This window comes from Pseudomonas faucium, assembly GCF_021602585.1.
GTDB classification, from domain to species: domain Bacteria; phylum Pseudomonadota; class Gammaproteobacteria; order Pseudomonadales; family Pseudomonadaceae; genus Aquipseudomonas; species Aquipseudomonas faucium.
Genome location: NZ_BQIP01000002.1, coordinates 412,343 through 435,983 on the forward strand (window position 1 = coordinate 412,343; position 23,641 = coordinate 435,983).

Here is a 23,641-nt window from a genome sequence, read left to right on the forward strand (position 1 = left end):
CCGGACTTGAACCCCGAACTTCCCCCTCCCCATACGAAGTCCGGGGTTTTTTTTGCCCGGAATTTGATTAAAGGGCCCTGCGCAGTCCCTGGTAGGAGCGGCCTCGTGTCGCGAAAGGGCTGCAAAGCAGCCCCAGGATTTCAGCAGCGCTGCACAGGTTGCAGGGGCCGCTTCGCGCCCCTGTCGCGACACAAGGCCGCTCCTACAAAAAGGGCGCCTTCAGGCCACCGGCTTGTCTTCCAGCTCCATCCAGTCCGCCAGCACCTTGTAGGCCTCTTCCAGGCCCAGGCGCTTGGGTGCCGAGAACAGCTGGATGGTCACGCCATCGCCCCAGCCCTTGCGAATTTCCGACTGCACCTTGAGCAGGGTGTTCTTGCCGGCGCCGTGGGTCAGCTTGTCGGCCTTGGTCAGCAGGATGTGCATCGGCATGCCGCTGGCCTTGGCCCAGTCGAGCATCATCTTGTCGAAGTCGGTCATCGGATGGCGCACGTCCATCATCAGGATCACGCCGCGCAGGCACTCGCGGCTGCCCAGGTAGGCTTCCAGGTGACGCTGCCAGTGCTGCTTGAGCGGAATCGGGACTTTTGCATATCCGTAGCCCGGCAGGTCGACCAAACGCCGTTCATCGTCCAGACTGAAGAAATTCAACAGCTGGGTGCGCCCTGGAGTTTTCGAGGTACGCGCCAGGCTGGCATGAGTCAGGGTATTGAGGGCGCTGGATTTGCCGGCGTTGGAACGGCCGGCGAAAGCCACCTCGTAACCCTGGTCGTCCGGGCATTGTTCGACCTTGGCAGCACTGAGGGCGAATTTGGCTTTCTGGCAGAGGCCGAGGATGGGGTTCTTGACTTGCATGGGATTTCCGATGTGGGTGTTGCCAAAGCCTAGGCCGGCAAGCGGTGTCGTTTCCGTTTGGATGGCGGAAGTATATAATGCCCCAGTTTTTGTGTGCTCATTCTCCCAGCGAAGGAGAACGGGCATGGGGTGTCGAACAATAGCTCGCGCATCAGAACGCAGCGCGTCCCCCAACCCTGTCAGGTCGTTTCGCATGGCGAAATGGCTGCTAGCTGTCGGTATGTTCCTGCCGTTTTTCAGCGCACAGGCTACACAGGATCCCGAGGCGTTGTACAACCGCACATGTGCGGCCTGTCACGCCGGGCAGTTGCCACAGGCACCCAAGCGGGGTGACCGGGCAGCATGGGAGCCAAGGCTGGCGAAAGGCATGGAGGTACTTCAGGCGCATGTTACACAGGGTTTCAAGGCTATGCCGCCGCGTGGATTGTGCATGGACTGCAGTGCCGAGGACTACCGTTTGGTCATCCTTTGGATGAGCGGCAGTCCCGATACATAACATTTCACCCTTAGCCGTGTTGGATTAGCTGATGAACAAACTAGTCGTGAGTCTGCTGTTGACCATGGGTGTCGCCGGTGCAGCCACTGCTGCTGACCCCATCAAAGGCGATGCCGCCGCCGGCCAGGCCAAAACGGCCGTTTGTGGGGCCTGCCACAACCCCGACGGCAACAGCCTGGCGCCGAACTTCCCGAAACTGGCCGGCCAGGGCCAGCGCTACCTGGAGAAACAGCTGCACGACATCAAGTCGGGCAAGCGCACCGTGCTGGAAATGACCGGCATGCTGGCCAATTTCAGCGATCAGGACCTGGCCGACATCGCCGCCTACTTCTCCAGCCAGAAAGGCAGCGTGGGCGCCGCCGACCCGGCACTGGTCGAGCGCGGCAAGGCCTTGTTCAACGGGGGCGACCTGGAGAAAGGCATGCCGGCCTGTATCGGTTGCCACTCGCCCAATGGCGCGGGCATCGCCCTGGCAGGCTTCCCCCACCTGGGTGGCCAGCATTCCCAGTACGTGGCCAAGCAGCTGACCGACTTCCGCGAAGGCGAGCGCACCAACGATGGCGATGCGGCCATCATGCGCTCCATCTCCAGCAAGCTGAGCAACAAGGACATCCAGGCGCTGTCCAGCTACATCCAGGGCCTGCATTAACATTCGGTTAATGCGCCAACTGTAAAGATGAAAGGGCGGCGCGGGCCGCCCTTTTTTCTGTCCGCAGCCGGTACACTACAGAACTCGGGCCCTTCCCGACCTGTCTGAACCACAGGTCGCGTCGAGGCGACCAATGACTGCTCAGGAGTAAAGCATGCGTAAACTGATTCTCAGCGCTGCGCTGGTCGCTGCCAGCGTATTCGGTATGGCCGCCGTACAGGCAGCAGAACCTGCCACGGCCGGCAAGGAATACATCGAGCTGAGCAACCCTGTTCCGGTATCCGTGCCCGGCAAGATCGAAGTGGTCGAGCTGTTCTGGTATGGCTGCCCCCACTGCTACCACTTCGAGCCGACCATCAACCCATGGGCGGAAAAACTGCCCAAGGACGTCAACTTCAAGCGCGTACCAGCCATGTTCGGCGGCCCTTGGGACGCCCACGGCCAGATGTTCCTGACCCTCGAAGCCATGGGCGTCGAGCAGAAGGTTCACGCTGCCGTCTTCGACGCCATCCAGAACCAGCACAAGCGCCTGACCGACCCTAAAGACATGGCCGACTTCCTCGCCACCCAGGGTGTCGACAAGGACAAGTTCCTCGCGACCTTCAACTCCTTCGCCATCAAGGGCCAGGTCGCCCAGGCCAAGGAACTGGCGAAGAAGTATGAAATCACCGGTGTACCGAGCATGGTGGTCAACGGCAAGTACCGCTTCGACCTGGGCACCGCCGGTGGCCCGGACGGCGTGCTGAACGTCGCCGACCAGCTGATCGCCAAGGAGCGCGCCGCTAAGTAAGCGGCGAACCCCATGCGCCGTTTCCGATCCGCGCGTGGCATTGGCCTGCACCAGCCGCAGGTCAACGAGCATCACCTGCAGGCTCCCGGCCTGCCTGAGGATGGTCGCCTGCGGCTGCTCAGCTTCAATATCCAGGTGGGCATCAGCACCGAGCGTTATCGCCATTACCTGACCCGCAGCTGGCAGCACCTGCTGCCGCACAACGGGCGTGCCGGCAACCTGCAGAAGATTGGCGAGCTGCTTGGCGAGTTCGACCTGGTGGCCCTGCAGGAAGCCGACGGCGGCAGCCTGCGTTCAGGCTACGTCAACCAGGTCGAACATCTCGCCCACCTGGGGGCCTTCCCCTATTGGTACCAGCAGCTCAACCGCAACCTCGGGCGCTTCGCCCAGCACAGCAACGGCGTGCTCAGCCGCCTCAAGCCACAACTGCTCGAAGACCACCCCCTGCCCGGCCCGGCCGGCCGTGGTGCGATTCTGGTGCGCTTCGGCGAAGGTGAAGATGCGCTGATCGTGGTGATGATGCACCTGGCCCTGGGTGCCAAGACCCGCGCCCGCCAGCTGGCCTACATCCGCGAGCTGATCGGCGGCTACCGCCATCAGGTGCTGATGGGCGACATGAATACCCATGCCACCGACCTGCTCGACCATTCCCCCTTGCGCGACCTGGGCCTGATTGCCCCGCAGGTCGAAGCAACCTTCCCCAGCTGGCGCCCGCAGCGCTGCCTGGACCATATCCTGCTCAGCTCGAGCCTGACCCTGGAGCGGGTCGAGGTGCTGGCGCAGCCGATATCCGACCACCTCCCGGTCGCCGTGGAGATCCGATTGCCTGATGCACTGACTGTGGATACGCTGCCGGTCTTGCGCTAGATCAGCAAAAGCCGCCTGAACCCTCAAGTGTTCCGGGCGCGCGCCGACAGCGTGTCATCACGTCCCCCAGATGCATTACCCGTTGCGGATCCAGGCATGACCGAAGAAGCCGAGCGCTGGAAAGAAAAATACCTAAAAAGCATCGAACAGCAGGAAAAGCTCGAGCGCCGCTGGGCTGCCCGCCTCGACTTGCTGCGCCGTGGCCTGGTGCGCAGCTCCCTTGCCGCAGAAGGCAGCGACAAGGTCGTTGACCAGTGCATGAAGGAAATGCGCGAGGTCATCCGCACCGACAACATGGACGCCGGGCTTGCCGGGCTGATTCCACGCCTGGAAAAGGCCGTGCTCGACTCCGAGCAACGCCGCGAAACGCGCATGAACCAGGTCAGCGATGCGCTGACCGCGCTGGTGACCCAACTTCAAGGCCTGCCGCTGCCCGGTGAGGTTTCCAGGCCGCTGAAGAAGCTGGCGAAAAAACTCGATGGGGGTGTCAGCCAGTCACGCGAGCTGCCCCCGCTGTTGGGTGAACTCAGCGGCCTGCAAGGGCGCGCGTTGGCGTCGCTGGGCAAGCCGGACGATCAAGCCAAGCCTGGGCTTTTGCAGCGCCTGTTCGGTAACCGCGAAGACGAGCCGCAGGAACCGAGCGATACCCACCCGGCGCCCGTGGTTGCCGATGCGCCGGCTGAAGCGCCGCAGCGGCCATTGCCTGACGGCCCCGTGCTGGTGGACCTGCCGCCAAGGGATGCCGATGAGCTGAGCCCGCTTGCACCGCCGCCGCCAGAAGAGCCTGCACAGCCAGAGCCCGAGGCAGCCGTCGTGGAGCAGGCAGCCATCGCCGAGCCTGCGGCAGATGAGCAGGCATCGCCTGAGGACGCGACAGCCGAACCTGAGGTCCTGGCGAGCCTCGAGGAAACCTTCGACGAAGACGGCCCCTACTCGCTCCCGGACGCGGTCGAGCCGCCTTACAGCCAGGTGGCCGCGCATATCGAGCAGACGCTGATCGGCCTGCTGGATGACCTCAGCCTGCCCGAGCGCCACAAGGCCCAGGCCCTGGCGATGCGCGAGCGGGTGGCGCGCGGGCTGAACTGGTACGAACTGATTCCGGTGCTCGATGACCTGGCCGTGCTCATGCTGGCCATCACCGACAGCGGCCAGCACGAGTTCGAAACCTATCTGCAGCAGCTCAACGAGCGCCTGGAAACCTTCCAGAGCCACCTGCACGAAGCCAGCGCCGGCCATGCCGACAACAGCACCGCCGCGCGTGAACTGGACAGCCAGCTGCGCGAGCAGGTCGATGGCCTGCAGAGCAGCGTGCAGGGCGCGGCCGACGTCGACAGCCTCAAGCACATTCTGGAAAACCGCCTGGAAGGCCTGCTGGTCACCATGGACGACCACCAGCAGGAACGCGACCGCCGCGAGCAGGAACTGGCCGGGCGCCTGCAAGGTTTGGCCGAACGCGTGGCGAGCATGGAGCAGGAAGCCCTGGGCTATCGCGAGCACCTCGAAGAGCAGCGCCAGAAGGCCCTGATCGACCCCCTGACCGGCCTGCCCAACCGCGCCGCCTGGAGCGAGCAGGTCGAGCGCGAGATGCTCGACTGGCAGGAGCATGGCGGCCACCTGGCGATGGCGATTCTCGACCTCGACCACTTCAAGCGCATCAACGACAGCTACGGCCACCTGGCCGGCGACAAGGTGCTGAAGATCGTCGCCGATCAGCTGCGCAAGCGCCTGCGGGCACGCGACTTCATCGCCCGTTTCGGCGGCGAGGAGTTCGTCGTGCTGCTGCCGCAGACCTCGCCTGCCGCCGCTGCCCAGGTCGCCGAAGTGCTGCGCGCCGCGATCGAGGCCTGCCCGTTCCATTTCAAAGGCGAGCGCGTGGTCATCACCACGTCCATCGGCGTGAGCGCCTTCCGCTCCGGCGAGCGCGGCGACCAGGTGCTCAAGCGTGCCGATGCGGCGCTCTACAAGGCCAAGGACCTGGGGCGTAATCGGGTGGTAGACATGTAGCACCTTCCTGAGCAGTGGTGAGCCGAGACTGGCTGGCCGGGTGTCGAGGCTTCGATGCCCCGGTTATCTACCCACTGCTTCAGGAGACTCATGATGAAAAAATGGTTTTTGGTGTTGCTGTCAGGTTTCGCCTTTCACTCCGCTGCGATGGCCAGGGACGTGCTCTGGACCGCGCACATCAATGCCGCTGGCGAGGTGGTGCGGGCATGGCCTGCATGGATCGAGCGGGTGGAGCACACCCCTCAAGACAACTATTTCAGCCAGTACAAGCTGCATTTCAACAAGCGCATCGTGCACCAGGACCCCGGCTTCTGCGCGGTGTCTGCAATTGACGCCAGCTCCGAGCAACGCCTTGTGCATGGCCACGCCAAGGTAGTCGGCAAGCCAACCTACGAGAGCGTTACGGTCAATACGCAGCTGGTCGATGTCGACGGCCCCAGTGGCGACAATTCGATGGAATTCCTGCTGATGTGCACGCGCTGATACAAGGATATCCAGAACGCCGGGCAGGGGCTCGTTATACTGATGGGCACGCTTACTTCAAATCGACGTGCCCCTCCTGATGAAAACGCTTTTCACCGCGCTCGCTCTGCTGATCCTGACGGGCTGCTCCACAGGCCTGCGGATCGATCGCAGCCACCCTTCGGCCAACCAGGACAACCGCATCCAGTTCGTCGTCCTGCATTACACCAATGCGTCGCTGGAGCGTTCGCTGGCGCTGCTGACCCAGGGTGAAGTCAGCGCCCACTACCTGATCGGCGACGGCCCGGCCACGGTCTATCAGCTGGTCGACGAAAACCGCCGCGCCTGGCACGCCGGCGACAGCCAATGGCAGGGGCGCACCTGGCTCAACTCCAGCTCCATCGGCATCGAGATCGTCAACCCCGGGTTCGACGATACCCCCAACGGCCGCGTGTGGTACCCCTACAGCGAGGCGCAGATCCAGTCGCTGATCGCCCTGCTCAAGGACATCGTCAAGCGCAACAACATCGAGCCACGGCACATCATCGGCCACAGTGACATCGCGCCGCTGCGCAAGCTCGACCCGGGGCCGCTGTTCCCCTGGAAGCGCCTGGCCGACGAGGGGCTTGGGGTATGGCCCGAGGCCAATGCCGTGGCCCGCCAGCAGGCCTATTTCAGCGCCAACCCGCCGAGCATCGGCTGGTTCCAGCAGGAGCTGGCGCGCTTTGGCTACGCGATCGAGCAGACCGGGGTGCTCGATGTCGCCACCCGTCACGTCATCGCGGCCTTCCAGATGCGCTTCCGCCCACAGCGCTTCGATGGCACGCCTGATGCCCAGACGGCAGCGATGCTGCAAGTGCTCAACCGCACCCGCTGACTCCTCCGCCCAACGGCCAGGGCAATCCTCCATCCAGTTGCTATACCTTGTATATCAACTGGATGCTGCCCATGTCGGCCCTGATAACTGCACTGCGCCAATTTTTTTACCAACCCTGGATGCTGGCCACCTTGGCAGCGGTGGCCAGCGCCGCAGTCTTGCTCACCGCCAGCATCGCCATTGCCCTGCAACAGATGAAGGAAAGCGAGAGCGCGCAGATGAACGCCCAGGGCGAGCGCTTTCTCGACCGCCTCGAGCAGGTGTTCGGCCAACTGCGCGAAGGCGTCGACGAGCTTCAGTCGCAGCCACTGCGTGGATGCAGCCCGGCCATGCTGGCATTGCTGCAACAGGTGGGCTTGGGGTCACGCTTCATCTATGAGGCGGCTTATGTCGACAGCAATGTCGCCTGCTCCAACCGCGGCGGCGCCAGGGCCTTCGTGCCCACGCGGGCGCCGGATATCCAGGGCCCGACCTACAGCTACTGGCTCAACACCACCACCGAACCCAACGAGAACCTCGCCGCGCTGATGCTCGCGCGGGGCAATTTCCTGGTGTCCACCTCACGCGGGCACCTCACCGATGTGGTCGACCTGCCGCCGGGTGGCAGCCTGCTGGTGGTGCTCGACAATGGCACCCGGGCGATCCCGGTGCTGGGCCCGCCGCAGGTCTGGCCTCCGGCAAGCACCTGGCCGCCGCCCAGCAACAACGCGCTGTTCGAGCTGCATGACCGCCTGGTTTATCGCATGCCGACCAAATCCCCGGACTACCAGCTGGTGTTGATCGCGCCACGGGCCAGTCTGCCGCTGAGGATGAACGGCATGCTCTGGCTGCTGTTCCCCGGCAGTGTGCTGGCAGCCTGCTGCATTGGCTGGCTGGTGCTGCAGCTGATCCAGCAGCGCCGCTCGATGAGTTCGGAATTGCAGACCGCGTTGCGCCGCGGCGAATTACAGGTGCTCTACCAGCCCATCATCGAACTCGACAGCCGCCGCTGCGTGGGCGCCGAAGCGCTGGTGCGCTGGCGAAGGCCGGACGGCACCCTGACCAGCCCGGATCTGTTCATCCCGCTGGCCGAAAACACCGGCCAGATTCGCCAGATCACCGATTTTGTCCTGCAGCGGGTGCTGGAGCAGTTGGGCCAGTTGCTGCGCTCGCACCGCAACCTTTATATCTCGGTGAACCTCGCCGCCTGCGATGTGATGGCGCCGCGCATCGGCCGGGTGGCGGCACGCTTGCTGGCACTGCACCGGGTAGCGGCCAGCCAGATCGCCTTCGAGGTGACCGAGCGCGGGCTGATCGATGTGGTGGTGGCCCGTGACAACCTGCAAGCCCTGCGCGCCGTCGGGCATCAGGTGCTGATCGACGATTTCGGCACCGGCTATTGCAGCCTGGCCTACCTGCAGACCTTGCCGGTGGACTGCCTGAAGATCGACAAGGCCTTCATCGATGCCCTCGGGCACGATGCCGCCAGCAGCGGCGTGGCCCCGCACATCATCCGCATGGCCCATGACCTGCACCTGCGGGTGATTGCCGAGGGCATCGAATGCGAGGCCCAGGCAGTGCTGCTCAACAGCGAAGGGGTCAATTACGGGCAGGGGTGGCTGTTCGCCCACCCGCTCAATGCCCGGCAATTCGCCGAGCTGGTCACCCGCGGCCGGCAAGTCGGGCGCCAGCGCCTGGATGACGAGCCCTGAGGGCGGCCCTCAGACCGGCAAGGCCATATAGAACTGCGTGCCCTGGCCCGGGCGCGAAAACACCCCCATGCGCCCGCCATGCAGTTGCACGATTTCCTTGCACAGCGCCAGGCCAAGCCCGGCCCCGCCCTTTTTGCGCCCGACCTGTACGAACGGCTCGAAGATCCGCCCCTGTTGCCCATAGGCGATGCCTTCGCCATTGTCCTCGACGCTGACGATCACCCGCTCGGCATGGCGCCGGGCATGCAGGCGGATGCGCCCGCCGCTGGCGGTATGGCGGATGGCGTTGTGCAGCAGGTTGTCGAGCACCCGGTCGAGCTGGGCGACATCGGCCTGAATCCGTGGCAGCGGCAGGTCCAGCTCCTTGACCAGCTCGATCTGCTTGGCCGCCGCCTGCTCGCTGAAGCGGGCCTGGGCATGTGCCAGCAGCTCGTCGATGGCGCAGGGCGCAAGCTCCAGCTTTTGTAGCCCGCTCTGGTAGCGCGAGAAGTTGAGCAGGTCGTTGATCAGCTGGGTCAGGCGCTGCATTTCCTCGCCAATGGTGTCCAGAAGGTCGCTCTCGCGGGCCTCGGGCGGGAACTTGATGCGCTCGCGCAGCAGGCCGAAGGCCATGTGCATGCCGGTGACCGGCGTGCGCAGTTCATGGGAGGCGCGCAGCACGAACTCGCTGCGCACGCGCTCGAAGGCGCGCTGCTCGGTGACATCGTGCAGCACCATCACCGCGCCCAGGATCGGCCCCTGCGGGTGGCTGACCGGGGTCAGGCTGTAGGTCAGCAGGCGCGATTCTTCATCGACTTCGATGCTCAAGTCGTCCGGCGGCCGGTCCAGGTTGCCGCCACGCAGCACCTGGCGCAGCTGCTGCTCCAGCTCCGGGCGCTGCAGGGCCTGGGCCAGGCCTGTGCCGACACGGCTGTCGCTCCAGCCCAGCTGGCGCTGGGCAACCGGGTTGAGGTGTTCCAGGCGGCCTTGGCGGTCGATGATCAGCAAGCCATCGTCGATGCTGTCGAGCACCGCCTGCAGGCGCTGCTGGCCGGCCAGCAGTTCATCGACATTGGTGGCCTGGTGCTTGCGCAGGGCATCGGCCATCAGGCCAAAGCGCCGCGTCAGCTGGTTGAGCTCGACGGCCTGGGTCACCGGCAGGGTGACATCGAAGTTGCCCTGGCCAAGCTGGTCGGCCGCCTTGGCCAGGGCTTCGATCGGCTGGCCGAAGCGCCGGGCGATGTTGTGCGCAGTAATGAAGCCCAGCACCAGCACCACCAGGCCCATCAGGCCGAGCACACCGCTGACCAGCATGGCCCGGTCGCGGCTGATTTCTTCGCTGCGGGTAATCTGGTCGAGGGCCTGCTTGTGGGAATCGATCAGGTCGGTGCGGACCTGGTTGAAAGCGGCGCCCAGTGGTTGGTCGACGCCCAGGCTGACGGCCGGCGCCGGGCTGTCGCGGTAGGCCTGGAGGAAGGCCTGGTAGTTGCTGCTGGCCTTGCTGAAACCGGTGCGCTCGCCCCCTTGCTCCAGCCCTTGGTGAAGCAGGCTCTGAAAGTTCTGCTGCAAGGTTTGCAGGCTTTGCGGGGCCGTGTCCTGGTCGAGCATCAGGGTCAGCTGTTCACCCAGGTTCTGGCGCAGCTTCAGGCCGGTTTCCAGCGCCTGGGTAGTATCGCGCACCGACTGCTGCTGCATCGTGGCCATCTGCAGTACGCTCACCAGGCCCAGCAGCAAGCCCAGCAAGGCCACCGTGACCAGTGCCGAAATGCTCAGGAAAAGCCGCGTGCGCAGCTTCATCGGCCATCTCATAAGTTGTACTGCTTGCGTTTGCGATAGAGGGTCGAGGCGTCGATGCCCAAGGTCTTGGCCGCCTGGTCGAGGGTATCGCTGGCCGCCAGCACCGCGCCGATGTGGGCGCGCTCCAGCTCATCCAGGCTCAGCGCCGCGCCCACGCGCGGGGCATTGCTGGCGGGCTGCTCGCCCATGCCCAGGTGGCTGATCTCGACCCGCTCCTGCGGGCAGATGATGCTGGCCCGCTCGATCACGTTGCGCAGCTCGCGGATGTTGCCCGGCCAGCGGTAGTTGAGCAGCGCGGCGCGGGCCTCATCGCTGAAGCCTCGGGCCGGGCGCGAGTACTCCTTGACGAAGCGGGCGAGGAAGCGGTCGGCCAGGGTCAGGATGTCTTCGCTGCGCTCGCGCAGGGGCGGCAGGTGCAGGGTGATGACGTTGAGGCGGTACAGCAGGTCTTCGCGGAAGCGGCTTTCGCGCACCATTTCCTCGAGGTTCAGGTTGGTCGCCGCGAGGATGCGCACATCGGCGCGGCGGGTCACCGGGTCACCGACCCGCTCGTACTCCTTGTCCTGGATGAAACGCAGCAGTTTGGGCTGCAACGCCAGCGGGAAGTCGCCGATTTCATCGAGGAACAGCGTGCCGCCGTCGGCCTGGCTGACCCGGCCAAGGGTGCTCTCGCTGGCGCCGGTGAAGGCGCCGCGGGTGTGGCCGAACAGTTCGCTTTCCATCAGCTCGGCATTGAGCGATGGGCAGTTGATGGTCACGCAGGCTTTGCGCGCGCGCTTGCTCCAGCCATGGATGGCCCGGGCCAGTTCGCCCTTACCGGTACCCGACTCGCCGAGAATGAGGATGTTGGCATCGGTGGTGGCCACCTGCCGGGCGGTTTCCAGCACCGCCATCATCGCCGGGCTGTGCGAGTCGAGGCCGTCCTTGGGTTTGCGCACCTCGCCTTCGAGGGCTTCCAGGCGCGCCGACAGCTGGCGCACTTCCAGCTGCTTGGCCGTGGCCAGGCGCAGTTGGTCGGGGCTGCAAGGCTTGACCAGGTAATCGGCGGCGCCCGCCTGGATGGCGTCGACCGCGGTGTCGATCGCCGAATGCGCGGTAACGATCACCACGCGCATCCAGGGCGCCTGGACGCGCATCTGCGCCAGTACATCCAGGCCGTTGTCCTCGCCCAGGCGCAGGTCGAGGAAGCACAGGTCGAACACCTGGCGCTGCAACAAGGCTTCGGCCTGCGCCGCACTGTTGGCGGTGGCCACGCTGTAGCCTTCGTCTTCCAGGCAGTAGCGGAAGGTGCGCAGGATCGCGGACTCGTCGTCCACCAGCAGAATGCGGCCTTGGTTGTCCTGGGCGGATTCCATTTTCCTGAGCTCCTTAGGGTAGGTCTTCAATTAGTGTGGGGAAAATCGGGCAAGTTGCATGGTCAATTCTGAAGGATTCTGTCCTTTGCATGCTAGCCAATGGCCAAACAGCCCCCGCAAGCCCCGATATCTCGATGATTTTGTTAGAGCTTGGCGATGGCACATTGGTTGCGACGATTTATGGATTTTGCCCACAAAAGGAGTGCAACCATGCCCTTTTCCATCCGAACGGCCGCATTGACGGTCGGCCTCCTGTCCATTTGCACCACTGCCATGGCCGACCCGGTCAAGGACGCGCGCCTGGAGGGTTCGTTGCAAACGGCGCTTTCCCTGAACCAGATGCTCAACCCGTTTCGAATCCAGGTGGCGGTCGAGGGGCCGACGGCGCGCCTGTCGGGCGAGGTGGAGAATGAGGTCGAGCGCCACCTGGCTGAACAGGTCGCGCTGGCCACCCGTGGCATCGAGCAGGTCGACAACCAGCTGCGGGTCAATGCCCAGCTGGTCGAGCGGCCGCTGGAGTCGCGGGCCTACGCCCAGCGCTTGAGCGATGCCACCTTGGCTGCGGTGATCCGTGCGCGGCTGCTGTGGAGCCGGATCACCGAAAAGGCGGCCATCGAAGTGCAGAGCAGCGAGGGCGTGGTGACCTTGCGCGGCAAGGTCGACAGCGCCGAAGCCAAGGAGCTGGCCGGTGTGCTGGCGCGCACCACCGATGGCGTGCACCTGGTCAACAACCTGGTGAGCCTGGATACCGTGGCCATGGCCAAGGCCCGCGAAACCCCGGTCGATGCCCCCACGGGGCCGCAGCCCAGTGATGGCTGGGTGGTCGACAAGATCCAGAGCAGCTTCCGTTTCAGCCGCAACCTGGACGGCCTGAACATCAAGGTGGCCAGTGAAGAAGGCATGGTGCGGCTGTCTGGCGAGGTGGTCAGCAGCGAGCAGAAAACCATCGCGGTGGAAATCGCCCGGCAGATCATCGGCGTGCGCGGTGTGGATGCCGACCTGCTGAAAGTGGCTACCAAGGTCGAGGGTTGAATCGTGCAATTCGCACGACGCCAAATCGGTCATCGTGCAGGATACGTCCTCAAGTGCTATGCGGAGATTACGTAACTACATGATTTTAAAGGATTTTATTTGATGTAAATGGCTGGCACGCAGGCTGCAATTACCCCTTCAGGTTTGAAGAAAAATTACAGCAGGAGAACCGGCATGAACCGCCAACACGTCAACCGCTCGCAAAATGTCGCACTCCCCCTGCGCCAGGTCCTGTTACTTGGGATGGCGATGCTGCTGACCTTGGCCGCCGGCCTCTTCTACTACAGCGTGCAGACCGCCCGGCTGGCCGATCAGGTCGCCGCGCAGACCGCACTGCTGACCCATATGCAGGCAACACGTGCCAATACCTTGGTGAAGGCAGCCCAACCGCTGCCGACTGCCAATACCTCGCCGGCCACCGTTGAAAATGTCGTGCCGCAAGAACGCTGGGTGTTCTGACGGCAAGGCCGGACTGATCTCAAAAAAGAAAGGAGAAGCATCATGCTGAGCTGGGCTATCACTTTCCTCATCATCGCCATTGTCGCTGCCGTACTGGGCTTCGGTGGTATCGCTGGCGCCGCCACGGGTATCGCGAAGATCCTGTTCATTGTCTTCCTGGTCCTGTTCGTAGCCTCCTTCTTCTTTGGACGCAATCGAGGTTGACGATGAGCAGGATGCTACGTACCGCCCTGGCTACCGCCCTGCTGTTGGGCGCTAGCGCAGGGGCCATGGCGGCCAATGACGGCCAGGTCCGGGTCGACCAGTTGCTCGGCTCGGACCCCGAATACCGGGAAACCTGGCAGCACACGATCAAAGGCGAAGAGCGCCTGCCCGAGTGGGTGATCAACCTCACCGGCAGCGCCCAGGAGCAGATGTCGGCAGTCACCGAAGACGGCGACAAGTACCTGGTCGGCCCGCTCTGCGAGTCCCAGGACAACTGCACCTACAAGCGCCTGATCGTGGCTTTCAGCTGGGACAAGGACGATGCCTACGGGATGCTCGTGGAAGTGCCCGAAGGCCTGCCCAGCGACAAGTCGCCGACCCGCCACGCCCAGTACCGCTGGCTGGGCAAGCCGGACGATGGCATGAAGGCCATGCTGCAGGAGCAACTCAAGCGCGATCCGAAGTGGTATTGAGCGTTACTGACCAGCGGTCGCGCGCTGTCATGTAATAGAAGCGGAACCTTTCTATCGTTCTCGCTTCTATGATGCGCCGCCCCGAGGAGGGGCGACACATGACCAAGGGGCCGGGCTGTTCTGATTGTTGCAGGATCGGAGTGGCCTAGGGGTACAGGGAGTGCCTCCAGGATTGGGCCGGGTCAGGAAAAGGCAGAATCGGAAGCTTCAGGTCAGGTGCGGGTGATCCCACACTATTGAGGCCTGGCTTCCGAGGCGCCATGTCCATCTTTCCATCCTCCTTTCAGGAATTTGCTGTCAGGACACATTTTGTCTTGACCGTACATCAATTTTTTTTCGTCCAATCGAGTGGCCGCGCAAGCGGCATTTACGCCATTCGGATTGTCGAACAAGCCATCTCTGCCACCCTTTCTGCCCTGCCATATATGCCTAAAAATGGCGCTTTGGCCCTGTTCGGGAATCCGAACGTTATAAATCAAGGGCTTGCGAGTGCCTCATTTTGACGCAGATCAGTATGCATAATCGGTATGGGGTATACGCTTCCGGCATTAGATTTCATCCTTTCCCATCGCAATAGTTGCCGCCTTTTCGCTGGCCCGAGCGCTCAGTCGCTCGCTCGCGGTATCCCTACATGGGGTCTCCGGACGGAAGCTGCATGCTGCCCGTGACGTTGCCAACGGCTCTGTTACGCGCTTTTCCGGTCGGTGCCCGTGACCACTAGAACAAAGGGTAAAGACATGAAGAAGGCAAAACTGAGCCTCGCCTGGCAGATCGTCATCGGTCTGGTCCTGGGCGTTGCAATCGGCGCGCTGCTGAACCACTTCAGTGCGGAAAAGGCATGGTGGATCAGCAACGTTCTCCAGCCTGCCGGTGACATCTTCATTCGCCTGATCAAGATGATCGTCGTCCCGATCGTGATTTCGTCGCTGATCGTGGGCATCGCCGGGGTTGGCGACGCGAAGAAACTGGGCAGTATCGGCCTGAAGACCATCATCTACTTCGAGGTGGTGACCACCATCGCCATCGTCGTCGGCCTGGTGTTGGCCAACGTGTTCCACCCAGGTGCCGGCATCGACATGAGCACCCTGGGCACCGTGGACATCTCCAAGTACCAGGCCACCGCGGCCGAGGTGCAGCATGAGCATGCGTTCATCGAGACCCTGCTCAACCTGATCCCGTCGAACATCTTCGCGGCGCTGATGCGTGGCGAAATGCTGCCGATCATCTTCTTCTCGGTGCTGTTCGGCCTGGGCCTCTCCAGCCTGCAGGCAGACCTGCGCGAGCCGCTGGTACGTACCTTCCAGGGCGTGTCGGAGACCATGTTCAAGGTCACCCACATGATCATGAACTACGCCCCGATCGGCGTGTTCGCCCTGATCGCCGTGACGGTCGCCAACTTCGGCTTCAGCTCGCTGCTGCCGCTGGCCAAGCTGGTGCTGCTGGTATACTTCGCCATCGCCTTCTTCGCCTTCATGGTGCTGGGCCTGGTGGCGCGCCTGTTCGGCTTCTCGGTGATCAAGATCATGCGCATCATGAAAGATGAGCTGATCCTCGCCTACTCCACCTCCAGCTCCGAAACCGTGCTGCCGCGCGTGATCGAGAAGATGGAGAAGTACGGTGCGCCGAAGTCGATCTGCTCGTTCGTGGTACCGACCGGCTACTCGTTCAACCTCGACGGTTCGACCCTGTACCAGAGCATCGCGGCCATCTTCATCGCCCAGCTCTACGGCATCGACCTGTCCTGGAGCCAGCAGCTGCTGCTGGTGCTGACCCTGATGGTCACCTCCAAAGGCATCGCCGGCGTGCCGGGCGTGTCCTTCGTGGTACTGCTGGCCACCCTGGGCAGCGTGGGCATCCCGCTGGAAGGCCTGGCCTTCATTGCCGGTGTCGACCGCATCATGGACATGGCGCGTACCGCTTTGAACGTGATCGGCAACGCCCTGGCGGCCCTGGTGATCGCCCGTTGGGAAGGCATGTACGACGCGGCCAAGGGCGAGCAGTACTATGCCTCGCTGATGGCCGACAAGCAGGAAACTGCAGCGGTAGGCGAGCACGCCAAGCGCTGAGCCTGACGTATTGAACGAAGAGCCCCGACCTGTCGGGGCTTTTTGTTTTCGGCTGAAGCCCAGCGCTATACCTGTGGGAGCCGGCTTGCCGGCGATGAGGCCGGTACAGCCCAAACCAGTTATCATTCGAGCATTTTTCAGGGGGATCACACGGATGCTAAACGGCCTTTGGCTCGGCTTTTTCCTGGTGGCGGCCGTCTCCGCCCTGGCCCAATGGCTGGTCGGCGGCAACGCCGGCATCTTCGCCGCGATGGTCGAGAGCATCTTCGCCATGGCCAAGCTGTCGGTGGAGGTGATGGTCCTGCTGTTCGGCACCCTGACCCTGTGGCTGGGCTTTCTGAAGATCGCCGAACAGGCCGGCATCGTCGAATGGCTGGCCAAGGTGCTCGGCCCGCTGTTCGCCCGGCTGATGCCCGAGGTGCCGCCCGGCCACCCGGCCCTGGGCCTGATCACCATGAACTTCGCCGCCAACGGCCTGGGCCTGGACAACGCCGCCACGCCGATTGGCCTCAAGGCCATGCGTGCCCTGCAGGAGCTCAACCCCAGCAGCACCACGGCAAGCAACGCGCAGATCCTGTTCCTGGTGCTCAACGCCTCGTCGCTGACCCTGCTGCCGGTGACCATCTTCATGTACCGGGCGCAGCAAGGCGCCACCGACCCCACCCTGGTGTTCCTGCCCATCCTGCTGGCCACCAGCGTGTCGACCCTGGTCGGCCTGCTGTCGGTGGCGGTGATGCAGCGCCTGCGCCTGTGGGACCCGGTGGTGCTCGCCTACATGATCCCGGGCGCGCTGCTGCTGGGCGGTTTCATGGCTTTTCTCGGCACCCTGTCGGCGGCGGCGCTGGCCAGCCTGTCGTCGATCCTCGGCAACCTCACGCTGTTCGGTGTGATCGTGCTGTTCCTGGTGATCGGCGCGCTGAAACGGGTGAAGGTCTACGAAGCGTTCGTGGACGGCGCCAAGGAAGGCTTCGACGTGGCCAAGAGCCTGTTGCCCTACCTGGTGGCGATGCTGGTGGCGGTGGGCGTGCTGCGTGCCTCCGGGGCGCTGGAGCTGCTGCTGGACGGCATTCGCCACGCGGTCAACTGGCTAGGCATGGACACCCGTTTCGTCGAAGGCCTGCCGACGGCGCTGGTCAAGCCGTTCTCCGGCAGCGCCGCCCGGGCGATGCTGATCGAGACCATGCAGACCCACGGTGTCGACAGCTTCCCGGCGCTGGTGGCAGCGACCATCCAGGGCAGTACCGAAACCACCTTCTACGTGCTGGCGGTGTACTTCGGCGCGGTGGGCATCCAGCGGGTGCGCCACGCCGTGGGCTGCGCCTTGCTGGCCGAGCTGTCGGGCGTGATCGCGGCCATCTGCATCTGCTACTGGTTCTTCGCCTGAGCCTGGGTTCCCTGGGCCACGGTCCAGTCGATGACCTGCCCGGCCAGCCTGTCGCTGGCCGCCCCAAAGCCCGCCACCACCGCGGCCACCTGGCGGTCGGCCAGCGGCTGGTGCACTTCGAAGCGCTTGCTGGCGAGAATGCGCTGGCTGCGCCCCTGGACCAGGCGCGCGTCATAGCGGACCACCACTTCCACCGCGCCGCCTGAGCGGTACTCGCTCTGGAACGCCTGCAGCTCGCCCACCAGTTCGTAGTCGGCCTGCAGGTTGCTGTCGTCGGCGCTCAGGCGCTGCACCCGGCCATCGCGCTGGAACCCATCGAGCAGGCGGTTGCGCACCAGCAAGGGCACCGGGTCGCTCCAGCGCGCGCCTTTGTAGTTGCTGATCACGTCACCCTCGGGCACCACCGCGATGCGCGGGCCGCTCAGTGCTTCGCTGGCCAGCGGCTTGTTCAGGCGCAGCGACCAGTCCAACGGCGCTGCGTTGCGGCTGGCCTGGTTGACCGGCAGCCGGTACATGTCCACCGGCGCCGGCTGCGGCAGGATCGAGCAGGCGGCGGCCAGGCTCAGGGTGGCCGCCAGGGCCAGCAGGCGCAGCGACGGATTCATGGCTGGAACTCCTTGTTGTTGTCGCGGCCGAGCAGGTAGCCGCTCGGGTCGGCCTCCAGGCGCCGGGAAATGCCCTTGAGCGAATTGAGTGTCTCGCGCAGCTCGCGGATGGCGGGGGTCAGCTGGTTCAGCCCTTGCGCGCCGTCGTCGATCGACTGGCGGTTGTCCTGCAGCAGGCTGTTGATGGTTGCCGTGCTTTGCGCCAGTGACTGCATGGCCTGCTCGGCGCTGCCGATGGCCTGCTTGCCCTCGTTGCCGAGCAGGCCGTTGGCGTTGCGCATCAGTGCCTGGGTTTCGGCCAGGGTGGCATTGGCCTGCTTGCCGACCTGGGCCAGTTGCTCGATGGCCGCGCCAATGCCGCCCTTCTGGTTGGCGAAGGCGCCGGTGGTTTGCTCGAGGTTGGCCAGGGTGTTGCTCAGGCGCTCGATATTGCGCTCGGAGAACATCAGGTTGGCGTTGTGCAGCAGCAGGTTGATGTTGGTCACCAGGTCGCTGCTGTCATTGAGCAGGCGCGAGATCGGCGAGGGCGAGGCGACGATCACCGGCAGGTGCCCATCCTTGCTCTTGAGCTCCGGGCTTTGCGGGGTGCCGCCGCTGAGCTGGATGAACGAGTTGCCGGTAACCCCGGCCAGGGTCAGCTTGGCCTGGGTATCTTCCTTCACCGGGGTGTCGCCGCTCAGGCGCACACGCGCCAGCACCCGGCGCGGGTCCTTGGGGTCCAGGCGCAGGCTGGTCACATCGCCCACCTTGATGCCGTTGTACTGCACCGGGCTGCCGCGCGACAGGCCGGAGACGGCCTCGTTGAAGACCACTTCGTAGTCCTTGAAGGCGTCGTCGACACTGGACTTGGTCAGCCACAGGCCGAACAGCATGGCACCGACCACCACCACCACGGTGACCAGGCCGATGAGAACGTGATGAGCTCGGGTTTCCATCGTTCAGCGCTCCTGCCCGGCGCTGGCGGCGGCCTGTTCGGCAGCGCGCCCGCGTGGGCCGTGAAAGTATTCGTGAATCCACGGGTCGTTGGTTTGCTCGACCTCGGCCAAGGGGCCGGCGACCAGCACTTTTTTCTGCGACAGCACGGCGACGCGGTCGGTGATGGTGTAGAGGGTGTCCAGGTCGTGGGTGATGAGGAACACGCTCAGGCCCAGGGCGTCGCGCAAGGTCAGGATCAACTGGTCGAAAGCGGCGGCGCCGATCGGGTCGAGGCCGGCGGTAGGTTCGTCGAGGAACAGGATGTCCGGGTCCAGGGCCAGCGCCCGGGCCAGTGCGGCGCGCTTGATCATGCCGCCGGAAAGCGACGACGGGTACTTGTCGGCAGCCGACAGCGGCAGGCCGGCCAGGGCCAGCTTGACCCCGGCCAGGTGCTCGGCATCGTCGCGCGACAACCCGGCATGCTCGATCAGCGGCAGGGCCACGTTCTCGGTGACGGTCAGCGAGGAGAACAGCGCGCCCTTCTGAAACAGCACGCCAAAGCGCCGCTCGACCAGCGAACGTTGCTCCTCGCCCAGGCTCGCCAGGTCTTCGCCGAACACCTTGATCAGCCCCTCGTTGGGCCGGCGCAGGCCGATGATGCTGCGTAGCAGCACCGACTTGCCGCTGCCCGAGCCACCGACCACGGCGAGGATTTCGCCACGGTACAGGTCCAGGTCCAGGTGCTCGTGCACGACCTGGCTGCCGAAGCGGTTGCAGATGCCACGCGCCTCGATCACCGCTTGTTGGCCCGTCACCAGCCCATCTCCATGCAGAACAGCGCGGCCACGGCATCCAGCACGATGACCACGAAAATCGATTGCACCACGCTGGAGGTGGTGTGGGCGCCGACCGACTCGGCGCTGCCGCTGACCTTGAAGCCTTCCAGGCAGCCGATGGCGGCGATCAGGAAGGCGAAGAACGGGGCCTTGGCCAGGCCGACCAGAAAGTGCTGCACGCCGATGTCGCTCTGCAGCAGCGAAAGGAACATCGCCGGTGAAATATCCAGGGTCAGGGCGCACACCACCGCGCCGCCGACGATGCCGCAGATCATCGCCACGAAGGTCAAGAGCGGCAGCGAAATCAGCAGCGCCAGCACCCGCGGCACCACCAGCAATTCGATGGGGTTCAGGCCCAGGGTGCGGATGGCGTCGATTTCTTCGTTGGCCTTCATCGAGCCGATCTGCGCGGTGAACGAGCTGGCGGTGCGCCCGGCCATGAGGATGGCGGTCAGCAGCACGGCGAATTCGCGCAGGAACGAGAAGGCCACCAGGTCGACGGTGAAGATGGTCGCGCCGAAAGCGGCGAGCACCGTGGCGCCGAGAAAGGCCACCACCGCGCCCACCAGAAAGGTCAGCAAGGCGACGATGGGGGCGGCGTCGAGGCCGGTCTGCTCGATGTGCGCGACCACCGGGGTGACGCGCCAGCGGTGGGGCTGGAACAGCCGGCGCAGCAGGGTTTCGAGGATCAGGCCGACGAAGCCGAGCAGCTGCATGCTGTCTTGCCACAGCGTGCCGACCGCGCAACCGATGCGCTCCAGCAGTTGCAGCAGCACGTTGCGTTCGGGCGCCTTGACCGGGATGCAATAGTCCTGCACCGAGGTGTAGACGGTCTTGAGCAGGGCGCGGCTGGCCTCGGGCAGCTCGTTGGTGCAGTGGTTCAGGCGCTCGGTGCCGAGCAGCTCGGCCAGCAGCGCGGCCCCGGCGGTGTCCAGGCGGCCCAGTTGGCTGAGGTCGGCGATGGCGTCGCCTGTGGCCTGCGCGCGCAGCTGTTCGCTGTCGCGCCTGAGGCTGGCGTAGTGGGCCAGGGTCCAGTCACCGGCGATACGCAGGCAGGCCGGTTGGCAGCTGGTGTCCAGGGAGGCGCTGGGAGTGGTCATAGGCTCCATGCATCTGACAGCCCGTGGGGGCGTAGAGGCTGATCATAGCGCAGCGTGCCTGTCTTGGCCCCATCGCCGGCAAGCCGGCTCCCACAGGGACCTCACTGCACTTGCCTGTGGGAGCCGGCTTGCCGGCGATGGGGCTGCAAAGCAGCCCTTTTGCATCAGCCCGCCGGGGCGTCGTCGACCACCTTGAAGCGCAGCACGCCGATCACCTGGCCATCCTCGGTCAGCACCCGCACCTGCCACTTGCCCACCGGGTTGGGCGGGAAGTTCTGCTTGTGGGTCCAGGCCCGGTAGCCTTCCTTGCGCCCGCCGTGGATATCCAGGGCAATGCGGTCGACCTCCTGGCCGTCCTTCTGCCACACGTGGTAGATGCGCTCGTTGAGCCCGCGCGGTGCGTTGATGGCGGTATAGGCATACAGGCCGGCGCTGCGGATGCGGCTGGCGGCGATTTCTTCCAGCGACTCGCCGGGCTGGCGATTGAGCACTTCGGTGCTGACCGCCACCTCGGTCATCCACAAGGTTGCCGGCGGCACCCACGAGCGCAACAGCCAGCCGCCGCCGCCCACGGCCAGGGTCACCAGCACCAGCGCCACGCCACGGCGCCAGGTACTGATCGGGAAGCTGCTGATCAGGCTGGGGAACGACAGCGCCATCGCCGCGATCAACGCCAGCTTGAAGCTTTGCGCGGTGGTCAGGTGCAGGATGATCGGCAGCGCGGTCAGCAGCGCCGCGAACAGCGTCAGGGTGTGAAACGCCATGAACAGCCAGCGCCGCGGCGCCAGCCACTTGTAGTACAGCGGGTCGATGATCGACACCAGCCCGGCAGCACCGAGCAGGCCGGTGAACACCAGCTGCAGGCTGTTCCAGGTGGTGGTGATGAAGAAGAACGGCAAGACGAAGAACAGGCTTTCCTGGTGGATCATCTGCGTCGCATAGCGCAGCAGCGGCTGGGGGATCTCGCGTTTGAAGGTGCGGGCGAACAGGCCGGTGAGGGCGTTCTCCAGCATCAGCCAGACCCAGCTGACCAGCAACAGGATGGCGACCCAGCTGGCCAGGCCGGCCTGGCGGTCGACGAGGATGAAGCTGCCGATGCCGGAGAGAAAACCGCCGAGGGCGATGACGCCGGGGTAGCGTTTGAGCAGTTCGATGACGCGCTGGACGAAATGGGGGATAGGGGGCATTGGGGCTGCAACGATTTTAGGGAAAGGCTGCCGGCCCTATCGCTGGCAAGCCAGCTCCCACAGAACGCCACTGCCTGTGGTTTTTCCTGTGGGAGCCAGCTTGCCGGCGATAGGGCCGGTACTGGCAAAAGGATACCGCCGAACTACCGCTCCCGTGTAGCACCACTCGGCCGTCGGGGCGTGTGATGCCGCCAGCGCAGCAGCCCGGCCGCGAGGATCACCCCCACCAGCAGCGCAATCAGCCCGTACAACTCGTCATACCCCAGCAACGGCTTCTCGATCCGCAGGTAGCCCTGGTCCTTGAGCAATTGCTTGAGCGCATCGTTGGCCTGGGCCAGGGTCACCTGGCGCAGCTTGCGCGCCGGGTCGGTAAAGCGCCCGTTGCTGTAGTCGTTCAGCGCGCCCCAGTAATAGTCGGCCAGCGCACTGTTGCCCTGGCTGCTCCAGCTCTCCTTGGCCACGGCAGCATCCTTGATGCGGGCGAAGGTCTCCGGGTCGAGGCCTTGCTCGCGCAAGTGGTCGAACAGTTGCTGCATCACCTTGACCGCTGCGTCGATGTCGTCGCGTTCGAGGTCGGCATTGAAACTGAGCATGCCGCTGTCGCCAAAGCTCTCGCGCTGCACCGAGGGGCCATAGGACAGGCCGTTGCGCAGCCGCAGCTGGTCGTACAGCGCCCAGTCCAGGTAGCGCGAGAGCAGGTCGAGGGTCTGCTGGTGGTCGTTGTCCAGCACCGGCTCGATGAACAGCCAGTGCAGCTTGGCGCTGTCGCCCAGCACGCCACGGCTCAGGTCGCGACGCTGTTCGGCCTGCTGGCTGATGCTTTCGAGATTGCGCCGCTCTTCAGGCTCGGTGGCTGGCAGTTCGCCATAGGTGCGCTCCAGGTAGGCCGGCAGCAGGCGGTCGAGGCCGCCGACCATGATCAGGGTCATGTTGTTGGCGGCATACCAGCGGTCACGCAGGGCCTGCACCTGCTCCAGGGTCATGTCGTCGAGGTTGGAGCGCTCGGGGCATTTCAGGCCCAGCTCGGTGGCCAGCTGGTCGCTGGCGGGGTGGCCGATGTCCTGGCGGTCGAGCCAGCGTTGCAGGTGGCCGTAGTGGCCGCCATCCTCGCGCTCGATGATGCGCTTGGCGGTGGCCAGGCTCTTGGCGTCGATGCGGGTATCGCGAAGCACCGCCAGCAGCAGGTCGAGGACCTTGCGCTGGTTGCGCGCCGGCGCTTCGATGACGAAGGTGGTGTCGGCGCTGCTGGTGTAGGCGTTCCACTCCCCGCCCAGCGACTGCAGGCGCTCTTCGAGGCCGCCCTCGCCGGTTTCGTCGATGCCGCTGAACAGCAGGTGTTCGAGCAGGTGCGGCAGTTCTTTCTGCTCGCAGTCGAAGTCGTCCAGGCCAACCCCCACCACCAGGCGGATGGCGACATGGTCGCGCTCGTAGCCGGACTTGAGGATCACCTGCAGGCCATTGGGCAACAGGTAGCCCTCGACCCGCGAACGATCGAGGGCAAGCGTGGGCAGGCTGCAGATCAGCAGGCAAACGAACATCAGGCAACGCATGGGCGAGCGTG

At 64.6% G+C, this 23,641-nt stretch carries 24 protein-coding genes; 15 read left to right on the forward strand and 9 right to left on the reverse strand.

What is annotated here, in order from left to right; all coding sequences use genetic code 11:
- Positions 1-219 precede the first annotated feature (219 nt).
- Positions 220-852 carry a ribosome biogenesis GTP-binding protein YihA/YsxC gene (yihA, locus tag L6D75_RS04635; protein ID WP_016394236.1) on the reverse strand — a complete coding sequence of 211 codons (633 nt, stop codon included), beginning with the start codon at positions 850-852 and terminating at the stop codon, positions 220-222.
- 193 nt (positions 853-1,045) lie between these two features.
- Here yihA and L6D75_RS04640 point away from each other — a divergent pair, with 193 nt between their 5' ends.
- The 8 genes from L6D75_RS04640 to L6D75_RS04675 all read left to right on the forward strand — a co-directional run bounded on the left by L6D75_RS04640 (position 1,046) and on the right by L6D75_RS04675 (position 8,688).
- The gene (locus L6D75_RS04640; protein ID WP_176515939.1) at positions 1,046-1,348 is read left to right on the forward strand and encodes a c-type cytochrome; all 303 of its coding nucleotides are present in this window, start codon (positions 1,046-1,048) and stop codon (positions 1,346-1,348) included.
- A 31-nt stretch (positions 1,349-1,379) separates the two neighbouring features.
- The gene (locus L6D75_RS04645) at positions 1,380-1,997 is read left to right on the forward strand and encodes a c-type cytochrome (protein ID WP_176515937.1); all 618 of its coding nucleotides are present in this window, start codon (positions 1,380-1,382) and stop codon (positions 1,995-1,997) included.
- A gap of 154 nt (positions 1,998-2,151) precedes the next feature.
- Positions 2,152-2,787: a thiol:disulfide interchange protein DsbA gene (gene dsbA / locus L6D75_RS04650; protein WP_176515935.1), complete on the forward strand. Its 636-nt coding sequence runs from the start codon at positions 2,152-2,154 to the stop codon at positions 2,785-2,787.
- 12 nt (positions 2,788-2,799) lie between these two features.
- On the forward strand, positions 2,800-3,654 hold the full coding sequence (locus L6D75_RS04655) for an endonuclease/exonuclease/phosphatase family protein (RefSeq protein WP_176515933.1): 855 nt from the start codon (positions 2,800-2,802) through the stop codon (positions 3,652-3,654).
- A 96-nt stretch (positions 3,655-3,750) separates the two neighbouring features.
- Positions 3,751-5,658: a GGDEF domain-containing protein gene (locus tag L6D75_RS04660; RefSeq protein WP_176515930.1), complete on the forward strand. Its 1,908-nt coding sequence runs from the start codon at positions 3,751-3,753 to the stop codon at positions 5,656-5,658.
- A gap of 93 nt (positions 5,659-5,751) precedes the next feature.
- Entirely contained in the window at positions 5,752-6,141 is a 390-nt protein-coding gene (locus tag L6D75_RS04665) for a hypothetical protein (RefSeq protein ID WP_176515929.1), read from the forward strand.
- Between the two features lie 79 nt (positions 6,142-6,220).
- Positions 6,221-6,997 carry an N-acetylmuramoyl-L-alanine amidase gene (locus L6D75_RS04670; RefSeq protein ID WP_176515926.1) on the forward strand — a complete coding sequence of 259 codons (777 nt, stop codon included), beginning with the start codon at positions 6,221-6,223 and terminating at the stop codon, positions 6,995-6,997.
- 71 nt (positions 6,998-7,068) lie between these two features.
- On the forward strand, positions 7,069-8,688 hold the full coding sequence (locus L6D75_RS04675) for an EAL domain-containing protein (RefSeq protein ID WP_176515924.1): 1,620 nt from the start codon (positions 7,069-7,071) through the stop codon (positions 8,686-8,688).
- Positions 8,689-8,697: 9 nt separating this feature from the next.
- Here the strand turns inward: L6D75_RS04675 and L6D75_RS04680 are convergent, their stop codons facing one another.
- The gene (locus tag L6D75_RS04680; RefSeq protein ID WP_176515921.1) at positions 8,698-10,476 is read right to left on the reverse strand and encodes a KinB sensor domain-containing domain; all 1,779 of its coding nucleotides are present in this window, start codon (positions 10,474-10,476) and stop codon (positions 8,698-8,700) included.
- Complete coding sequence (gene algB, locus L6D75_RS04685; protein ID WP_176515919.1) at positions 10,473-11,819, reverse strand: sigma-54-dependent response regulator transcription factor AlgB; 1,347 nt, start codon at positions 11,817-11,819, stop codon at positions 10,473-10,475. The genes L6D75_RS04680 and algB overlap by 4 nt, the downstream gene beginning before the upstream one ends.
- A gap of 210 nt (positions 11,820-12,029) precedes the next feature.
- On the opposite strand from algB, the gene L6D75_RS04690 reads away from it, so the two are divergent.
- The 7 genes from L6D75_RS04690 to L6D75_RS04720 all read left to right on the forward strand — a co-directional run bounded on the left by L6D75_RS04690 (position 12,030) and on the right by L6D75_RS04720 (position 17,437).
- Complete coding sequence (locus L6D75_RS04690; protein ID WP_176515917.1) at positions 12,030-12,851, forward strand: BON domain-containing protein; 822 nt, start codon at positions 12,030-12,032, stop codon at positions 12,849-12,851.
- 174 nt (positions 12,852-13,025) lie between these two features.
- Complete coding sequence (locus L6D75_RS04695; RefSeq protein WP_176515915.1) at positions 13,026-13,310, forward strand: hypothetical protein; 285 nt, start codon at positions 13,026-13,028, stop codon at positions 13,308-13,310.
- A gap of 42 nt (positions 13,311-13,352) precedes the next feature.
- Positions 13,353-13,514 (forward strand): DUF1328 domain-containing protein, encoded by a 162-nt coding sequence (locus L6D75_RS04700; protein WP_176515913.1) that lies wholly within the window; start codon positions 13,353-13,355, stop codon positions 13,512-13,514.
- 2 nt (positions 13,515-13,516) lie between these two features.
- Positions 13,517-13,987: an inhibitor of vertebrate lysozyme family protein gene (locus L6D75_RS04705; protein WP_176515911.1), complete on the forward strand. Its 471-nt coding sequence runs from the start codon at positions 13,517-13,519 to the stop codon at positions 13,985-13,987.
- Between the two features lie 260 nt (positions 13,988-14,247).
- Positions 14,248-14,490, forward strand: coding sequence for a hypothetical protein (locus L6D75_RS04710; RefSeq protein ID WP_176515909.1), 243 nt, complete (start codon positions 14,248-14,250; stop codon positions 14,488-14,490).
- 234 nt (positions 14,491-14,724) lie between these two features.
- Positions 14,725-16,053: a glutamate/aspartate:proton symporter GltP gene (gltP, locus tag L6D75_RS04715; protein ID WP_176515907.1), complete on the forward strand. Its 1,329-nt coding sequence runs from the start codon at positions 14,725-14,727 to the stop codon at positions 16,051-16,053.
- 154 nt (positions 16,054-16,207) lie between these two features.
- Positions 16,208-17,437 (forward strand): nucleoside recognition domain-containing protein, encoded by a 1,230-nt coding sequence (locus tag L6D75_RS04720; protein ID WP_176515905.1) that lies wholly within the window; start codon positions 16,208-16,210, stop codon positions 17,435-17,437.
- Here the strand turns inward: L6D75_RS04720 and L6D75_RS04725 are convergent.
- From L6D75_RS04725 to L6D75_RS04750, 6 genes are all read right to left on the reverse strand, one after another.
- Complete coding sequence (locus L6D75_RS04725; RefSeq protein ID WP_176515903.1) at positions 17,419-18,042, reverse strand: ABC-type transport auxiliary lipoprotein family protein; 624 nt, start codon at positions 18,040-18,042, stop codon at positions 17,419-17,421. The genes L6D75_RS04720 and L6D75_RS04725 overlap by 19 nt on opposite strands.
- The gene (locus tag L6D75_RS04730) at positions 18,039-18,977 is read right to left on the reverse strand and encodes an MlaD family protein (protein ID WP_176515901.1); all 939 of its coding nucleotides are present in this window, start codon (positions 18,975-18,977) and stop codon (positions 18,039-18,041) included. The genes L6D75_RS04725 and L6D75_RS04730 overlap by 4 nt, the downstream gene beginning before the upstream one ends.
- Positions 18,978-18,980: 3 nt before the next feature.
- Positions 18,981-19,772 carry an ABC transporter ATP-binding protein gene (locus tag L6D75_RS04735; protein WP_176515899.1) on the reverse strand — a complete coding sequence of 264 codons (792 nt, stop codon included), beginning with the start codon at positions 19,770-19,772 and terminating at the stop codon, positions 18,981-18,983.
- On the reverse strand, positions 19,769-20,902 hold the full coding sequence (locus tag L6D75_RS04740) for an MlaE family ABC transporter permease (RefSeq protein WP_176515897.1): 1,134 nt from the start codon (positions 20,900-20,902) through the stop codon (positions 19,769-19,771). The genes L6D75_RS04735 and L6D75_RS04740 overlap by 4 nt, the downstream gene beginning before the upstream one ends.
- A 155-nt stretch (positions 20,903-21,057) precedes the next feature.
- Entirely contained in the window at positions 21,058-22,080 is a 1,023-nt protein-coding gene (locus tag L6D75_RS04745; RefSeq protein WP_176515894.1) for a DUF5924 family protein, read from the reverse strand.
- A 143-nt stretch (positions 22,081-22,223) separates the two neighbouring features.
- Positions 22,224-23,630: a M16 family metallopeptidase gene (locus tag L6D75_RS04750; RefSeq protein ID WP_176515892.1), complete on the reverse strand. Its 1,407-nt coding sequence runs from the start codon at positions 23,628-23,630 to the stop codon at positions 22,224-22,226.
- Positions 23,631-23,641 lie beyond the last annotated feature (11 nt).

What these genes read in the sequence shown, in the direction of transcription:
- L6D75_RS04710 (WP_176515909.1), top strand. Translation starts at nt 14,248, where the DNA reads ATGTCCATCTTTCCATCCTCCTTTCAGGAATTTGCTGTCAGGACACAT.
- L6D75_RS04750 (WP_176515892.1), bottom strand. Translation starts at nt 23,630, where the DNA reads ATGCGTTGCCTGATGTTCGTTTGCCTGCTGATCTGCAGCCTGCCCACG.
- L6D75_RS04745 (WP_176515894.1), bottom strand. Translation starts at nt 22,080, where the DNA reads ATGCCCCCTATCCCCCATTTCGTCCAGCGCGTCATCGAACTGCTCAAA.
- L6D75_RS04725 (WP_176515903.1), bottom strand. Translation starts at nt 18,042, where the DNA reads ATGAATCCGTCGCTGCGCCTGCTGGCCCTGGCGGCCACCCTGAGCCTG.
- L6D75_RS04665 (WP_176515929.1), top strand. Translation starts at nt 5,752, where the DNA reads ATGAAAAAATGGTTTTTGGTGTTGCTGTCAGGTTTCGCCTTTCACTCC.
- L6D75_RS04660 (WP_176515930.1), top strand. Translation starts at nt 3,751, where the DNA reads ATGACCGAAGAAGCCGAGCGCTGGAAAGAAAAATACCTAAAAAGCATC.
- L6D75_RS04695 (WP_176515915.1), top strand. Translation starts at nt 13,026, where the DNA reads ATGAACCGCCAACACGTCAACCGCTCGCAAAATGTCGCACTCCCCCTG.
- L6D75_RS04670 (WP_176515926.1), top strand. Translation starts at nt 6,221, where the DNA reads ATGAAAACGCTTTTCACCGCGCTCGCTCTGCTGATCCTGACGGGCTGC.
- L6D75_RS04640 (WP_176515939.1), top strand. Translation starts at nt 1,046, where the DNA reads ATGGCGAAATGGCTGCTAGCTGTCGGTATGTTCCTGCCGTTTTTCAGC.
- L6D75_RS04680 (WP_176515921.1), bottom strand. Translation starts at nt 10,476, where the DNA reads ATGAGATGGCCGATGAAGCTGCGCACGCGGCTTTTCCTGAGCATTTCG.
- L6D75_RS04645 (WP_176515937.1), top strand. Translation starts at nt 1,380, where the DNA reads ATGAACAAACTAGTCGTGAGTCTGCTGTTGACCATGGGTGTCGCCGGT.
- gltP (WP_176515907.1), top strand. Translation starts at nt 14,725, where the DNA reads ATGAAGAAGGCAAAACTGAGCCTCGCCTGGCAGATCGTCATCGGTCTG.
- L6D75_RS04690 (WP_176515917.1), top strand. Translation starts at nt 12,030, where the DNA reads ATGCCCTTTTCCATCCGAACGGCCGCATTGACGGTCGGCCTCCTGTCC.
- L6D75_RS04700 (WP_176515913.1), top strand. Translation starts at nt 13,353, where the DNA reads ATGCTGAGCTGGGCTATCACTTTCCTCATCATCGCCATTGTCGCTGCC.
- algB (WP_176515919.1), bottom strand. Translation starts at nt 11,819, where the DNA reads ATGGAATCCGCCCAGGACAACCAAGGCCGCATTCTGCTGGTGGACGAC.
- L6D75_RS04740 (WP_176515897.1), bottom strand. Translation starts at nt 20,902, where the DNA reads ATGGAGCCTATGACCACTCCCAGCGCCTCCCTGGACACCAGCTGCCAA.
- L6D75_RS04705 (WP_176515911.1), top strand. Translation starts at nt 13,517, where the DNA reads ATGAGCAGGATGCTACGTACCGCCCTGGCTACCGCCCTGCTGTTGGGC.
- L6D75_RS04720 (WP_176515905.1), top strand. Translation starts at nt 16,208, where the DNA reads ATGCTAAACGGCCTTTGGCTCGGCTTTTTCCTGGTGGCGGCCGTCTCC.
- dsbA (WP_176515935.1), top strand. Translation starts at nt 2,152, where the DNA reads ATGCGTAAACTGATTCTCAGCGCTGCGCTGGTCGCTGCCAGCGTATTC.
- yihA (WP_016394236.1), bottom strand. Translation starts at nt 852, where the DNA reads ATGCAAGTCAAGAACCCCATCCTCGGCCTCTGCCAGAAAGCCAAATTC.
- L6D75_RS04675 (WP_176515924.1), top strand. Translation starts at nt 7,069, where the DNA reads ATGTCGGCCCTGATAACTGCACTGCGCCAATTTTTTTACCAACCCTGG.
- L6D75_RS04655 (WP_176515933.1), top strand. Translation starts at nt 2,800, where the DNA reads ATGCGCCGTTTCCGATCCGCGCGTGGCATTGGCCTGCACCAGCCGCAG.
- L6D75_RS04730 (WP_176515901.1), bottom strand. Translation starts at nt 18,977, where the DNA reads ATGGAAACCCGAGCTCATCACGTTCTCATCGGCCTGGTCACCGTGGTG.